Source organism: Sorangiineae bacterium MSr12523 (assembly GCA_037157775.1).
Taxonomy (GTDB): domain Bacteria; phylum Myxococcota_A; class Polyangia; order Polyangiales; family Polyangiaceae; genus Pendulispora; species Pendulispora brunnea.
This window is the reverse complement of record CP089982.1, coordinates 9,929,896-9,945,960: the sequence shown is the minus strand read 5'-3', so window position 1 is coordinate 9,945,960 and position 16,065 is coordinate 9,929,896. Positions and strand designations below refer to the sequence as shown.

2 protein-coding genes are annotated in these 16,065 nt (G+C 68.7%); both read left to right on the top strand.

What is annotated here, in order from left to right:
• The first annotated feature begins 1 nt into the window (after position 1).
• Entirely contained in the window at positions 2-9,397 is a 9,396-nt protein-coding gene (locus LZC95_38935; protein ID WXA92415.1) for an SDR family NAD(P)-dependent oxidoreductase, read from the top strand.
• 11 nt (positions 9,398-9,408) lie between these two features.
• Positions 9,409-16,020, top strand: coding sequence for an acyltransferase domain-containing protein (locus LZC95_38930; protein WXA92414.1), 6,612 nt, complete (start codon positions 9,409-9,411; stop codon positions 16,018-16,020).
• Positions 16,021-16,065 lie beyond the last annotated feature (45 nt).

The following is a 16,065-nucleotide window of genomic DNA, read 5'->3' as shown; positions in this document are numbered from 1 at the left end:
CGTGGACACGACTGCCCTTCTCGAACAGAACAAGAAAGCCCTCGTCGCCATCAAGGACCTCAAGGCGCGGCTTGCGCGCGCCGAGTCCGTGGCGCGTGCGCCCATTGCCGTCGTAGGCATGGCTTGCCGCTTCCCGGGCGGATGCCGCACCCCCGACGACCTCTGGGAGCTTCTGCGCGAGGGACGCGATGCCGTGGGGGAAGCGCGCTGGCCGGACGCGCTGTTCGACGCAGGCGCCATCGCGACCCGTGCCCTGGGCCGCATCGACCACGAGGCGGATTTCGACCCGGAGTTCTTCCACGTTTCGCCCCGCGAGGCCGCGAGCATGGACCCGCAGCATCGGCTCCTGCTCGAGATCGCGTGGGAGGCCTGCGAAAATGCAGGGCTGTCGCCGGAGCGGCTGCAGGGAAGCCGCACGGGTATCTTCGTTGGAATCGGCAATAACGATTACGGCGATTTCGAATTACGAAATACTGATTTGAATGCCGTGAGCGCGCACGCGGGGACGGGAAATGCCACGTGCCTCGCGGCGGGCCGGCTCTCGTTCTTCTTCGGCACGAAGGGCCCGGCGCTGGTCATCGACACCGCCTGCTCCTCCTCGCTGGTGGCCATTCACCAAGCGTGCGCGAGCCTGCGGCAGGGCGAATCGGAGATCGCACTGGCGGGCGGCATCAATTTGGTGCTGCGCCCGAACGGCAGCGTATTCCTCTCTCGGTTCGGCGCGCTCTCGCCGACGGGGCGCTGCCGTGCGTTCGCGGAGGCCGCCGACGGCTACGTGCGCGCCGAAGGATGCGGCGTGGTGGTGCTCAAACGGCTCGACGACGCGCAGCGCGACGGCGATCCCATTTGGGCCGTCATCCGCGGCTCCGCATTGAACCACGACGGCCGCAGCGGCGGGCTCACCGTTCCCAATGGCGCTGCGCAGCGCGAGTTGCTTCTCGCCGCATTGGCCAACGCCGGCATCGCGCCGCAGCGCATCGGCTACCTGGAGGCCCACGGCACCGGCACACCGCTGGGCGATCCCATCGAAATGGGAGCCATCGCTGCCGTTTTCGGCGGCGCCCCGCGGCCCGATGCGTTGCGCGTAGGCTCGGTCAAGAGCAACCTCGGGCACACCGAGGCGGCAGCCGGCATCGCGGGGTTCATCAAAGCGGCCCTGTGCTTGCGCCACCGCGCCATCCCCGCGCACCTGCACTTCGAGACGCCGAGCTCACGCATCGACTGGAACGTGCCCGTGGCGATCCCCACGCGCCTCGAGCCTTGGGCGAGCGACGGACCTCGCATGGCCGGCGTGAGCTCGTTCGGCTTCAGCGGCACGAACGCGCACGTCATCCTGGAAGAAGCACCGCCCCGGGAGGCCCGTCGCGCCTCGCGCCAGGGCACCCAGATGCTGTGCCTTTCCGGGCACCACGAGCGCTCGCTGATCCAACTCGCCGCGGCCTACCGCGACCGGCTGTCGGACGAGGACACCGTCGCCGACGTGTGCCACACGGCAGCGCGCCGCCGCGTGCACCATCGCAACCGCCTCGTCGTGCTGGGCACCACCGCCGACGAGCTGCGTCGCGGTTTGGCCGATTTTCTCGAGGGAACGCACCACCCTGGCGTGGTCCGCGGGGAAGCCGTGTTGGACGGCATGTCGAAGACGGCCTTCGTCTTTTCGGGGCAGGGGAGCCAATGGCTGGGCATGGGGCGCGAGTTGCTCGCCAGCGATCCGGACTTCGCGAGCGGCCTGCGCTTCATGGACGTGTCCTTCCGCGAGGAGTTCGGCTGGTCCCTCGTGGACGCGCTCCTCACGGGGCCGCTCGAGCGCACGAGCATCGCGCAGCCGGTCATCGTGGCGCTGCAGATCGCGCTCGCGGATCTCTGGCTGCGCTGGGGGGTGGCGCCCGATGCGGTGCTGGGCCATAGCCTGGGCGAACTCAGCGCCGCGTACCTCGCCGGTGTGCTCACCCGCAGCGAGGCGCTGCGCCTGGCCGGCTTGCGTGGCCGCTTCATGGACGAGGCCACCGGCCGCGGAAAAATGGCCGAGCTCTCGTGCACCGAGGCGGACGCGCGGCGCTACGTCGAGGGACACGAGGACGAGGTGTGCATCGCGGCCCTCAACGGCCCCGAGACCACCGTTCTCGCCGGCGCGACCGAAGCGCTGGGGCGGGTCCTGGAGCGCGTGGCCGAAGGCGGCATCAAGCATCGCCTCCTCCGCGTGGACTATGCCTTTCACTCGCCGCAGATGCGCGCCTTTCGCGAGCCCTTCGAGGCCGCGCTGCGCGGGGTGAGCCCTCGCGCGGCGGAGGTTTGCCTCTACAGCAGCGTCACCGCCGGCAAAATGCGGGGCGAGGATCTCACCGCGGCCTACTGGGGGAGGAACCTCACCGACGCCGTTCGCTTTCACCCGGCGCTCGTGGCCATGCTGCGCGATGGCTACCGTGCCATCGTCGAGATATCCCCGCACCCCGTGCTGCTCGCGTCCATCCAGGAGACCTTGCGCCGCGAAGGCGTCTCGGGCGTGGCCGCGTACTCGCTGCGCCGGGGCGCGCCGGAGGCACCGACGCTTCTCGCGAACCTCGCCGCGCTGCACGTCGCCGGCTATCCCGTCGACTGGGGTGCGCTCTATCCCGGCGAGGCGGACGCCGTCTCCTTGCCGGCGTATCCCTGGCATCACCGGCGCTTCTGGCCTGCTTCGGAGGCCGCCGTCGCGGAGTGCGCACCTGCGAAAGCTCCGGCGCCCGAGCCTTCCTCGAAGCTTTGGAACGAACTCCAGGCTCTGGGCGCACTCGCGCGTCCCCCGCGCATCGAGCGGCACGTGCGCGAGCAGCTTGCCCGCGTCCTCCAGTTGGAGCCGGACGCCTCGCCGTCCAAGCGCACCTTGCTCAGCGAATTGGGCATGGACTCCGTGGGCGCCGTCGAGCTCTCCAAGGCCCTGCGCCTGACGCGCGGGCACGAGCTGACCCCCGCCGTGCTCTTCGAACGGCCGACCATCGAGGGACTCACCGAGTACCTCGTGCGCGAGTTCGATCGACTTCGCGGCGTCGAGACGGCGCCGGTCGCGGTCCCCGAGACGGCACCGTCCTTCTCGTCGGAGCCGATTGCGATCATCGGCATGGGCTGCCGCTTTCCCGGTGGCGTCGACGACACGGAGTCCTTCTGGCAATTCCTGAAGGACGGCGCGAACGGCGTTTGCGAAGCACCGAAAGAGCGCTGGGACCTGGCCCGCTATTACGATTCGGAGCCGGGCACCCCGGGGCGCATGTACACGGCCCACGGCGGCTTTCTGACGCGCGTGGATGGCTTCGATGCGGAGTTCTTCGGCATCTCGCCGCGCGAGGCGCAGAGCATGGACCCGCAGCAGCGCATCTTCCTGCAGACCTGCTGGGAGGCCCTCGAGAACGCGGGCATCTCGGCGGAGGCCCTGGAGGGCACGCGCACCGGCGTCTACGCGGGCATCGTCAATCAGGACTACGCGATGATGCAGATGAAGGACACCGCGCACGGCGAAATGGATACGTACTTCGCCACCGGCCATCCGCACTGCGTGGTGAGCGGGCGCGTGTCGTACCAATTGGGCCTGCGCGGACCGACGCTGTCCGTGGACACCGCGTGCTCGTCGTCGCTCGTGGCATTGCACCTGGCCTGCCAGAGCCTGCGACTCGGGCACAGCGATCTCGCGCTGGCCGGGGGCATCAATCTGCTGCTGATGCCCGAGATCTACATGATCCGGTGCCAGGCGCGGATGCTGTCCCCGAGCGGGCGATGTGCCACGTTCGATGCGTCGGCCGACGGCTACATTCCGGGGGAGGGCAGCGGCGTGGTGGTGTTGAAGCGCCTGGGCGACGCGCTCCGCGACGGCGACCGCATCGATGCCGTGTTGCGCGCCACGGGCGTGAACCACGACGGGCGCAGCAACGGCATGACCGTTCCCAGCGGCAGCGCCCAGCGTGAGCTCATGCTCGCCGCGCTGCGCGAAGCAAGGCTCGAGCCCCATCGCGTGGGCTACCTCGAGGCGCACGGCACTGGAACGAAGCTGGGCGATCCGATCGAAATGGCCGCGATCCAAGACGTTTACTGCGCGGATCGCCCTGCGTCGACGCCGCTCCTCGTGGGCTCGGTGAAGACGAATTTCGGGCACCTCGAGTCGGCAGCGGGCATCTGCGGTGTCATCAAAGCGGTGCTCGCGCTCCGGCATGCGGCCGTGCCGCGCAACCTGCACTTCACGGAGCTCAATCCGCACATCGAGCTGCACCCGGCGACGCGCATTCCCACCGAGTTTACGGCGTGGTCCGGAGACCAACCGCGGTGCGCGGCGGTGAGCTCCTTCGGCATGAGCGGCACGAACGCGCACGCCATCCTGGAGGAGGCTCCGGCGCGCGCCCCGGCGCCCGCACGAGATGCGAAGGACGTGCGCCTCGTTCCCATCAGCGCGCAGCACCCCGAGGCGCTCCGCGCGCACGCGGCGCGCTTGAAGGATCACTTGGACGCGAGGCCCGAGCTCTCTCTCGACGACGTGCTGCACACGTTGCACAAGCGGACCCCGCATCGCCAGCGCGCCGTTCTGCGTGCGGGCTCCTTGGCGGAGCTGAAGGAGCAGCTGGCCATCGTCGCCGCTGGTCAAGACGATGCGCGCTGCATGCGCACCGACGAGGTGGCGCTCGGCGATCCCAAGGTGGTCTTCGTCTTTCCCGGGCAGGGCTCCCAATGGATCAAAATGGGCTGCCAGCTCCTGGAGCGCGAGCCGGAGTTCGCCGCGGAGTTGCAGGAGGTCGACACCTGGATCCAGAAATACGCGGGCTGGTCCGTGCTGGCGGAGCTGCGCGCGGATGCGGATGCCTCGCACTTGGATCAGGTGGACGTCATTCAGCCGTGCATCTTTGCCGTCCAGGTCGGGCTCGCGCGGCTGTGGCGTTCCTGGGGCGTCGTCCCCAGTGCCGTGATTGGGCACAGCATGGGCGAGGTGGCGGCGGCCTACGTGGCCGGGGTGCTCTCGCTCGAGGACGCGGTGTGCATCATCACGCGGCGCAGCCAAATCGTGAAGCGCACGCGCGGCAACGGTGCGATGGCCCTGGTGGAGCTCGGGCGCGAAGAGGCCGAGCGGGCCATTGCCGCCCAGCCCGAGATCGCGGTTGCCGCGGAGAACGGGCCGCACACGGTGCTGCTCTCGGGGGCCCCCGGACCGATGGAGCAGGTGCTCGAGGAGCTGCGACGGCGCGACGTCTTTTGCCGGGCGGTGAAGGTCGACTACGCGTCCCATTCGCCGCAGATGGACGCCCTTCGTCCGGTGTTGAACGAAGCGCTGGGGCAAGTCCGACCACGCGAGGCGAAGGTCGCCTTCTACTCCACGGTGACCCATCGCGTGGAGGATGGTCTCGCGATGGACGCCTCGTACTGGGCCGACAATCTTCGCGAGCCGGTGCTCTTCTGGCCGGTCCTGCGAAGGCTGGTCGAGGACGGACACAACGTCTTTCTGGAGATCAGCCCGCACCCGGTGCTGGTTCCTTCCATGGCCCAGGGCTTGCAGCACCTCCAGGCCAAAGCGCTCACCTTGCCGTCCTTGTACCGCGACAAATCCGAGAGCGACTGCTTGCTCGAAGCGCGCGCCCGGTACTTCTGCGCGGGCGGGCGGCTGGCCGAGATCTCGCCGGAAGGCGCCCAGGTTCTCGCGCTGCCGGGTTACCCATGGCAGGAGCAGCGTTTCTGGTACACACCGAGCGCGCAGACGGCAGGTGCAAGCGCGGTGGGACGCATGCTCGAGCGCGTCTCGACGACTGCGGACGGTCGCCGCATCTGGGAGAGCTCCTTGAGCCCCGCCCTCATGCCTTCGCTGGCCGATCACAAGGTGAACGGCATCGCGCTATTCCCAGGTGCCGGATACGTCGAGCTGGTGTTGGAGGCCGCCGCCGAACTGGGGATCGCCGGCTCGACGCGCATCGACGCGTTGGAAATCCGCGCCGCGCTGGTGCTTCGTGAAGAGACGGCGCGCACGGTTCAAGTCGAGCTCACCCCGCTCGATGAGCGAACCTTCGAATTTTCCATCGGCAGCCGCGACGACGACCATGCCGCGTGGACGCGCCATGCCGATGGCCTCGTGACGCGCGATCCGTGCGGCACCGAGGGCTCGACGGTGTCGATCGAAGAGCTGCGCGCGCGACTTTCGCACGGTGTTTCGGCGGAGGATCACTACCTGCGCACCCGCGAGCGCGGGCTCGAGTACGGCGTGGGGTACCAGGTCGTTGGAAGTCTGTTCTGCCGTCCCGGCGAGGTGCTGGCGGAACTGCAGGTGCCATCCGCGGTCCAAGGAGAGCTTTCGGGCTGCCAGGTCCATCCAAGCCTGCTCGATGGCGCATTCCAGGTCATCGATGCGGCGCTTTCCGGGTTGGATCGCGTGGACGAGGGGGCGGTGTACCTTCCGTCGGGCCTTCATGGGGTGCGGCTCCATCGCAAGCCGGGGACGCGCATCGAGGGGCTGCACGCGCACCTGAAGTTGCTCGAGACGCCCGCACGCGATCCCGCGACGGTGGAGGCGCAGCTCTGGCTTCGCGACGCCGCGGGGGTACCCGTGCTTTCCGTCGAGCGCTTCATCATCCGCCGTGTGGAGGGCCAGGGGCGGTCGTGGGAGGGCGTGCCGAGCGACTGGTTCTATCAGCTTCACTGGCAACCGCTGGAGGCTTCTCCACGGCCCGCGGCGAAACGTGATGAGTCATGGCTCCTGTTCGCGGACGAAGGCGGGCTTGCCGCGGCCGTCGCCGATCGCCTCGCGCCGGCGGGGGTCAAGACGACGTTGATTCGCAAAGATGCCAGGGCCGATGTTCGCGAGCTCTTCACGCAGGGCGCGTTCACACGGGTGCTCTATTTCTGGGGCCTCGATGCACCGTCGCTCGAGGCGGAGCCCGACGTTCTGCCCGCCGAGTTGCCCGAAACGGAGTCCCTGCTCGAGCTCGTGCAGGCGCTCGTGGCGTGCGATCCCCAGCCATGCCCGCGGCTCTGGGTGATGACCTCGGGGACCACCCCGATGCAAGCGCCCCTCTGGGCCATGGCGCGCGTGCTGGAATACGAGCACCCCGAGCTGAAGACCGTCTCGTGCGAACTGGATCGCCGCAGCCTGGATCTCTTCATCGCGATGCTCTGCGCCGAGCACGTGCCCGATCAACTGCGTCTGCACGCCGGGGTTGCCTACGAGGCGCGCCTCACGCGCTACATGCCGCCCGCCCTTCCGTCGCCCGCGCCGGCGATCGATCTCGCGCAGACCGTCGCGTCGTTGCGTCGCTTGGCCCCCTTCGAGCGGGGCCACACGTGGCTCGTGCTCGATGCCGATCCTTCTCTGCACGAGGCACTCACGCGCGAAGCCGCCCTGAACGATGTCCGCGTGCTCGCCCACTCCGACGAGGGCGTCGATGTCATCGTGAACTTCGCCCCACCCGCCACCGCGGCCCGCACGGCAAGCTTGCTCGATGCATGCGGGACCTTCATCGACTTCTCGCATGCGAAGGCCCCGCCGACACTGCCGCCTTCGGCAACCTTCGTCGCACTGAAGGCGCCGCGGGAGCGGCATCTACCGCGGGAAGGGTGGGGACCTGGCACCGAATCCGGCACGTACCTCATCACCGGTGGCCTCGGCGCCCTCGGACTTCGTGTGGCCCGCTTCCTCGTCGATCGCGGCGTTCGTCACCTCGCCCTGCTCGGCCGCTCCGCCCCCGACGCGCACGCAAAGGAAGCCATCCGCGCCCTCCAGGCACTCGGCGCCCACGTCCGCGTCTTCTCCGCCGACGTGGCCCGCCGCGACGATGTCCAGGCCGCGCTTCACGTCATCGATCAGGGCGGCTTCCCGCTCCGCGGCGTCATCCACTGCGCAGGCATCCTTCGCGACGGCGCCCTGCTGCAAATGGACCGCGCCAAGTTCCGCGCAGTCCTCGACAGCAAGGTAGCCGGCGCCTGGAACCTCCACGTGCTCACGCGCCACCTCCCCCTCGAGCACTTCGTCCTCTTTTCTTCCGTGGCGTCCATGCTCGGTTCGCCCGGCCAAGGCAACTACGCCGCGGCCAATGCCTTCATGGACGGACTCGCCGCCCATCGCCGCGCCCGAGGCCTTCCCGCCCTTAGCATCAACTGGGGCGCCTTCCGCGACATCGGACTTGCGGCCGGCGCCGAGCGAAGCGGCATCGCGGGCATTCCCCCTGAAAAAGGCATGAAGGCCCTCGACCTGGCGCTGCGCGGGGGCGAGACGTCGCTGGGCATTTTCCCGTTCCCGTTCCTTCTCTGGCGCAAACTCAACCCGCAGATCGCCAAGAACACCCTCTTCGCGACCATCCGCGCGGAGAGCCGCTACCGCGAGGACGAACACGCCCGCGACGCCTCCATCGCCGAAGCGCTTGCCGCGGCCGATCCGAGTGCACGCCGCGAGCACCTCGATGGCTTCCTCAAACAGAACCTCTCGCGCGTCCTCAAGGTTTCCGCCGAGCAGGTGCGGCCGCAGCTCACCTTCAAGGAAATGGGCTTCGACTCGCTCATGGCCATCGAGCTGCGCAACCGCCTCGAGGCCGGCCTCGGCGTGTCGCTCTCCTCCACCTTGATCTGGCGCTACCCCACCTTGGACGAGCTCTCGACGTTCTTGATCGAGCGCATCGCGGGCCAGGAGTCCACGTCGACGCCCGTCCAGGCTGCGGGGCGCTGGCTCGTGCGCGAGCGGCCGAAAGCTTCGGCCAAGCTGCGTCTCCTGTGCTTTCCCCACGGCGGGGCCGGTGCATCCGCCTTCCAGGGGTGGTGGCAGCAGTTTCCCGACGACGTGGAGATCATCACCTTCCAGCCGCCGGGCCGCGAGGAGCGCCTCCACGAAGAGCCCGAGCGCAACATGGGCGCGTACGCGTCCGCCATCGTCGACGAGCTCCTCCCGCTCCTCGATGTGCCGTTCGCCGTGTTTGGCTACAGCCTGGGCGGGCTCACCGGCTTCGCCACCCTTGCGGAACTGCGCCGCCGCACCGGGCGCACGCCGTTGCACATGTTCGTCTCCTCGTGCTTTGCGCCGCACATTCCCTTTGCCGAGACCACCCTGAGCCGGGTCTCCACGCAACAATCCGCGTTGAAGGCGATGGCCTTCTATCAATCGACACCCGACTCCGTGTTTCGCGATCCCGAGATGCAAGCGCTCTTGGCGCGATCCATGGACGCCGACAACTCCGTCGTGGAGTCGTATCGCTTCGGCGACGAGCGCCCGCTCGAGTGCCCCATCACCGCGTTTGCGGGCCGCGGGGACGATTTGGCGCCGCTCGAGGAACAACTGCGCTGGCGCGAGCTCACCACGGGCGCCTTCGACCTTCTGCCCTTCGAGGGCGACCACTTCTTCTTCCTGCGCGACAAGCGCGCCGTCATGACCGAGCTGCAACGACGCCTGCTCCCGCTTCGATCGAAATGAGAACGTCCACCATGTCCGCTTCCGTACCCTCCCGCGATGCACTGCAGGCCTGGATCGCCGCCTGGATTGGCGAACAGCTCCGTCTTTCCACCGGCGCGGTCTCCGTGCATGCGCGCCTGCGCGATCTCGGCCTCGATTCGGCCCGCGCCACGCAGCTCGTGGGCGAGCTTTCCGCGCAGGTGGGCCGGCCATTGCCGCTCACGCTCCTGTGGGACCATCCCACGATCGCGGAACTCTCGGCGCACCTCACCGAGCCAAAAAGTACCTCGCCCAAAGAGGCCCGGTATTCTCCTTCTCCTGCGGAGGGCGGGGCAGTGGCCATCATCGCGATGGCGTGCCGTTTTCCCGGCGGTGCGGATACGCCGCAAGCCTTTTGGGATCTCCTGGTGCAGGGACGCGATGCCGTGGGGCCCGTGCCCGCGGATCGCTTCGATGCGGAAGGCTTCTACGACAGCGATCCCACGGCCCGCGGCAAAGCGATCACCAAGTGGGGCGGCTTTCTCGAGCGCAGCGATACCTTCGATCCGTACCTCTTTGGCATCTCCCCACGCGAGGCGGTCGAAATGGATCCGCAGCAGCGGATGCTGCTCGAGTTGGCGTGGGACGCGTTCGAGGCGGCGGGCATCGCCAAGGAGGCTCTGCGCGACCGCGCCGTCGGCGTCTTCGTCGGGTCGATGTGGAACGACTACGCGCGCCTCTGGCGGGGCGGCCCGCGCGCCATCGAGCAGTTTACCGCCACGGGACAGGACGACAGCATCATCGCGGCGCGCATCTCCTACGTCTTTGGGGTGCGGGGTCCCAGCCTGAGCATCAACACGGCTTGCTCGTCGTCGCTCGTGGCGGTGCACCTCGCGTGTCAGAGCCTGCTCACGGGCGAGTCCGAATTGGCGCTCGCCGGGGGCGTCAACTTGATCTTCGGCCCGGACAGCACGCTCGCCATGTCCAAGTTCGGTGGCATGGCGCCCGACGGGCGCTGCAAGGCCTTCGACGCGCGGGCGAATGGCTACGTGCGCGGCGAAGGCGCGGGCGTGGTGCTGCTCAAGCCCTTGCAGCGGGCGCTCGCCGACGGCGACGTCATTCACGCGATCATCCGTGGCTCCGCGGTCAACAACGACGGCTTCTCCAACGGGCTGACCTCGCCCAGCCCCGCGGCGCAGGCCGAAATGCTGGGGCTCGCGTACGCGCGGGCCGGCGTGTGCCCGGGGCATGTGCACTACGTGGAGGCGCACGGAACGGGCACCATGCTGGGCGATCCCATCGAGGCCGGCGCGTTGGGCGAGGTGCTCGGGCGTCATCCCGATCGTCAGCGCCCGCTTCGCATCGGCTCGGCCAAGACGAACATCGGCCACCTGGAGGCAGCGGCCGGCATGGCAGGTCTCATCAAAACCGTGCAGGCGCTGAAGCACCGCCGCCTGCCCCCGTCGCTGCACTTCGAGACGCCCAATCCGAACATCGCCTTCGACGCGCTGAACCTCGAGGTGCAGACGGCGTTGACCTCGTGGACCCCGGAGGAAGAGGGGACGCTTTTCGCGGGGGTCAGCTCGTTCGGCTTTGGCGGCACCAATGCGCACGTGGTGCTGGAGTCGTTTCTCCCGGACCCGATTCCGGTCTGCACGACGAAGGGGCAGGGGACACGCCCCGTGCTGGTGTTCACCGGCAACGGCTCGCAATGGCCGGGCATGGCACTCGACTTGATGCAGCGGGAGGCGGTTTTTCGCGCGGCGGTGCAGCGATGCGACGAAGCCTTGAGCAAGCACGGCTGCGAGGGCGTGGCGCGTGCGCTGGAGAGCGGGCGCTTCGACGTGCAGCAGGTGGACTTGGTGCAGCCGCTGCTATGGGCGGTGCAAGTGGGCCTGGTCGCCATGTGGCGCAATTGGGGAATCGAACCCGCGGCGGTGGTCGGGCATAGTGTCGGCGAGATTGCCGCGGCATGGGCGGCCGGCGCGCTGGACCTCGACGAAGCGGCCCGCGTGGTGGTGCATCGCAGCCGATTGCAGCAGGGGTGCGCCGATCAAGGCGGCATGGTGCTCGTGGAGACGAATGCCGAGCAGGCGCAGCAACTCATCGATGCGAGTGCGCCCGGGCGCCTTACCGTAGCTGCGTGCAACGCGCCCGTGCAGACGGTGGTGAGCGGCGAATTGGCCGGCGTTCGCGATTTTGTTGCCCACGCAACGAGCCGCGGCATCGCCGTGAAAACGGTGCGCGTCAACGTGGCCTACCACGGTCCGCAGATGCATCCGCTGCGCGACGATCTGCACCGCGCCCTCGAGGGGCTAATCCCCATTGCACCGCGCACGCCCATGGTCTCGACGGTGACGGGCCGCCAAGTCGATGGCCCGCTCGATGCCGAGTACTGGTGCCGCAACATGTGCGATCCGGTTCGCTTCGGCGACGCAATCGCGACCTTGATCCGCGATGGCCATCGCGTCTTTCTGGAGGTGGGCCCTCACCCGACGCTGGCCAAAGCCATCGAGGCGCAGCTGCCCGACGGCTTCGTGGGAACGAGCCTGGAGCACGAGCGGCCGAGCCGTCCCCGGCTGCTCGAGACGGCGGCGCAATTGTTCGAGCGTGGCGTGACGACGGCGCTGCGTTCGGAGCGTCCGCGTCTCCTGCCGCTGTCCGCGCACACCGAGGCGGCGCTCGAGCAACGGCTTTCCGATCTGGGGCACTACCCAACCGCCTACCCCGATGTCGACCTCGAGGCACTGGGCCGCACCCTCGCGCGCGGGCGAAGTCACTTGCCGCATCGCGCGGCGTTGGTGGCATTGTCCGCGGCCGAGATGGCGGAGCCACTGCCGCTGCGAGCCCCCGCCGCGCTCGAAGGGCGACCGCGCATCGCCTTCGTGTTCCCGGGGCAGGGCTCGCAGTGGGTGGGCATGGGACGGCAGCTCCTGGAAGCGGAACCCGTCTTTCGCAAGGCGATCCACCAGTGGGAGCCCCTGCTGGGTGAATTCACCGATTGGTCCCTCCTCGAGCAGCTGCAGGCCGAGGAATCCGCCTCGCGGCTCGACCAGGTCGACGTGATTCAGCCTGCGATCTTCGCCATTCAAGTGGCCCTGGCCGCGCTTTGGCGCTCGTGGGGTGTGCACCCGGACGTCGTCATCGGCCACAGCATGGGCGAGGTGGCCGCGGCCTACGTCGCCGGCGCCCTCGATGCGCGCGATGCGGCGCGCATCATCTGCTTGCGCAGCCGCATCGCTCAGAAGACCAGCGGGCGCGGTGGCATGGCGGTGGTCGAGCTTTCGCCCGACGAGGTGCGCACCATCCTCGAGCCCTACGCCGCCACGGTGAGCCTCGCCGCGTGCAACGGCCCCACCTCGTGCCTGCTCTCGGGCGACAGTGCGGACTTGGAGGCCATTGGCGAGGCCCTGCGCGCACGCGACATCTTCTTCCGTCCCGTCAATGTCGATTACGCGTCGCACAGCCCCCAGATGGACGCCATCAAGGACGAGCTCGAGCACGCGCTTCGCGAAACTCGCCCGCGTGCTCCTGCGGTGCCGTTCCACTCCACCGTGGACGGCGTTCTCGTCGAAGACGCGCGCTTCTCCGCGGCGTACTGGGCGCGGAATCTTCGCGAGCCCGTTCTCTTCCACCAGGGCATTTCCGCCCTCGAGCAGCGCGGCTTCAACGTGTTCCTCGAGATCAGCCCGCACCCCGTGCTCACGTATTCGATCGCGAAGAGCGTGCGCCCGGAGAGCTCGCTCATTCTGGGCTCCCTCAAACGCGACGAGGACGAGCTGCGCGCATTGCTGACCTCCGCGGGAATGCTCTTCGCCGCCGGCGGAAGCGTGGACTGGGCTGCGCTGTATCCGCACCCCGGTGCGCCCCTGGATCTGCCGGGGTATCCGTTTCAGCGCGAACGCTATTGGTTCGACCCGCCGCGGGAACAGGCCGCCACGGGGACCCGGGGCCATGCGCTGCTGGACCGCTTCGTCCGTTCGCCGTTTCCGCGCGAGCGCCTCATTTGGGAGTCGGACGTGGGCCTCGAGCGCTTCCCCTACCTCGCGGATCACTGCGTGGGCGGCGTGGCCGTCTTCCCCGGCACCGGCTACATCGAGTGCATCCTGGAGGCGGCGCGCGAGCTTTACGCCGACGCCCCCGTCGACATCGCGCGGATCGTCTTCGAGAAGGCACTGTTCCTCGAGGCCGAAACGAAGACCTTGCAGCTCTGCATGGAGGCCGAGGGAGCCGGCCATCGCTTCACCCTCTCGAGCTACGACCCGACCCTCGACGCTTGGACGCGGCATGTCTCCGGCGAGCTGCATCGCAGCCCATCGTCCGCCGATGCCGGCGCCATCGATGTTGCTGCTGGCGAATCGGTCGACCTCGCGACCTTCTACGGGAACCTCGAGCGCGCCGGCAACGGCTACGGCCCTCGTTTTCGCGCCGTGCAAAGCCTGCGCACGCGCGGCAGCTCCGTCATCGGTCGCGTCGTCCTCGAGGACGCGCTGAGCACCCAGGGCGCGCGCATCCACCCCGTCGTCTTCGACGCGTGCTTGCAGGTGATGGCCACCCCCATCGCCCTTCGCACCGCCAACGCCGAGGGGCGCGAGAGCGCGTTCATGCCCACGCGCGCCGAACGCATCCGCGTCTTTCGCGACGCCGGCCGCGCGGTTCACAGCCATGTGCGCTTTCTCGAAGGAGGCCCCGTCGCCGACGATGCCGGCGATCTCTACGCCGACATCGACGTCACCGATGACGCAGGCCTTCTCCTCGCCCGCGTGGAGCGCATCTGCTTCCACCTGTTGGAGCACACGACGGCGGCATCGCGCCCTTCGAGCGAGCTGCTCTACCGCGTGGCCTGGGAAGATGCGCCACCGCCTGCGGCCGGCCCCACGACCCCGCGACGGCGCTGGCTCATCGTGAGCGATCCGGGCGGCCTGGCCGATGTCCTGGCCGATGGGCTCCTGGCCGCAGGTCACGTGGTTCGCATCGGCTACCCGGAGGACGATCTCGCGTGGACCGATTCCGTTTCCGGCATCGTCCACCTAGGAAACATCGACCTAAGCGAACCATCGAGCTCCGGCTGCCGCAGCGTCACGCAGCTGCTGAAGACCCTCGACCGGCGTTCCTCGCCACCGCGTCTCTGGGTGGTAACGCGCGGTGCGTGGGGAGCGTGTCCGGCGCAAGCCCCCGTATGGGGCCTGACGCGCGCCATCGCCCAGGAGTATCCGGCGCTGTGGGGCGGCATCGTCGATGTCGATCCGAAGGACGACCTGCGGCTTCAGGCGGAGCAAATCCTCGCCGAGCTTCTCGCCAAGTGCCCCGGTGAAGATCGCATCCTCTATCGGGGCGGTCGCCGCCAGGTTGCGCGTTTGCTTCGCGACACCGCACCGGGCAACGCCACGCCAGCCTTCCGTGCCGATCGCGCCTACCTCGTGACGGGCGGACTCGGAGCCCTGGGCTTGCGTCTCGCGGCCTGGATGGTCTCCCACGGCGCCCGCCACTTGATTCTTCTCGGACGCACGCCGCTGCCGCCCCGTCGAACCTGGACGCACGAAGGCCACTCCGCCGATCTGCGCGCGAAGCTCGACGGCATTCTCCACCTCGAGCGCCTCGGTGCGCATGTCGCGACGCCCGCGTTGGACATCGGCGACGCGCAGGCCTTGAGCGCGTTCCTCGACGAGTACGCGCAGGAGACGCGCCCGCCCATTGCCGGCATTGCGCACCTGGCCGGCATCATCCGCCCCGAGCTCCTGAGCGCGCTGCGCGAAGATGCCCTCGAGGAAGCCTTCCAGTCCAAGGTGTACGGCGCCTGGAACCTGCATCGAGCCTTTCCCGGCGATGCGCTCGACTTCTTCGCGCTCTTCTCGTCCGCCTCGGCGGTGCTGAACTCCCCGCTGTTGGGAAGCTACGCCGCGGCCAACGCCTTCTTGGACGGACTCGCCGCCTTCCGTCGCGGCCGCGGCGAGCCCGCGCAATCCTTCAACTGGGGCTTCTGGGCCGACGGCGGCATGGCCACCCGCGATTTGCACTTCGAGGGCGAGTCGCAAGGCATGCGCAGCTTCAGTCCTGCCACCGGCATGGAACTCTTTGGCACGCTCCTCGTCCGCAACTCCGTGCAGACCGTCATCATGGACGTCGACTGGCCCGAATGGAGCCGCGCCTACCCCGATGCCGCCGCCTCGCCACTCCTGCGAACCCTGCGCGCCGACGCGGCCGCACCCGTCGAAGCGGCGCCGCGCGAGCCGGCACTCCCGAACCTCGCCGATCTGGGGCCCGACGAGCGCAAAAAGCTCGTGGAGACCCTCCTCCTCGAGGAGCTGTCCGCTGTGCTCAAAATGCCGCCGTCCAAGATCTCCCGCACGGCGCGCCTTGGAAGCATGGGCCTCGATTCGATGCTCTCCCTGGAGCTTCGCAACCGTCTGGAAAAGCGCACGGCCCTGACACTTCCGGGCACGCTCGCGTGGAACTACCCCTCCGTGGATCGCCTCTCGGCCTTCCTGCTCGAGAAGCTCGTCGTGACCAAGCCCGCGATCGTCGAGCCCATCGAGACCGTGCCCACGGACATGATCCGCGCCCTCATGCAACTCGGTGTCATCGACGCCGACGATCCCGTCCTTCAGGATCCCGAAGCCTTGCGCAGCCTCATCCAAGAGGCGCAGCACTACCTCGAGGCGTAGTTCGGAATGGAGCGCCGGCTTCCAGCCGGCGGTCCGCCGGCCTCT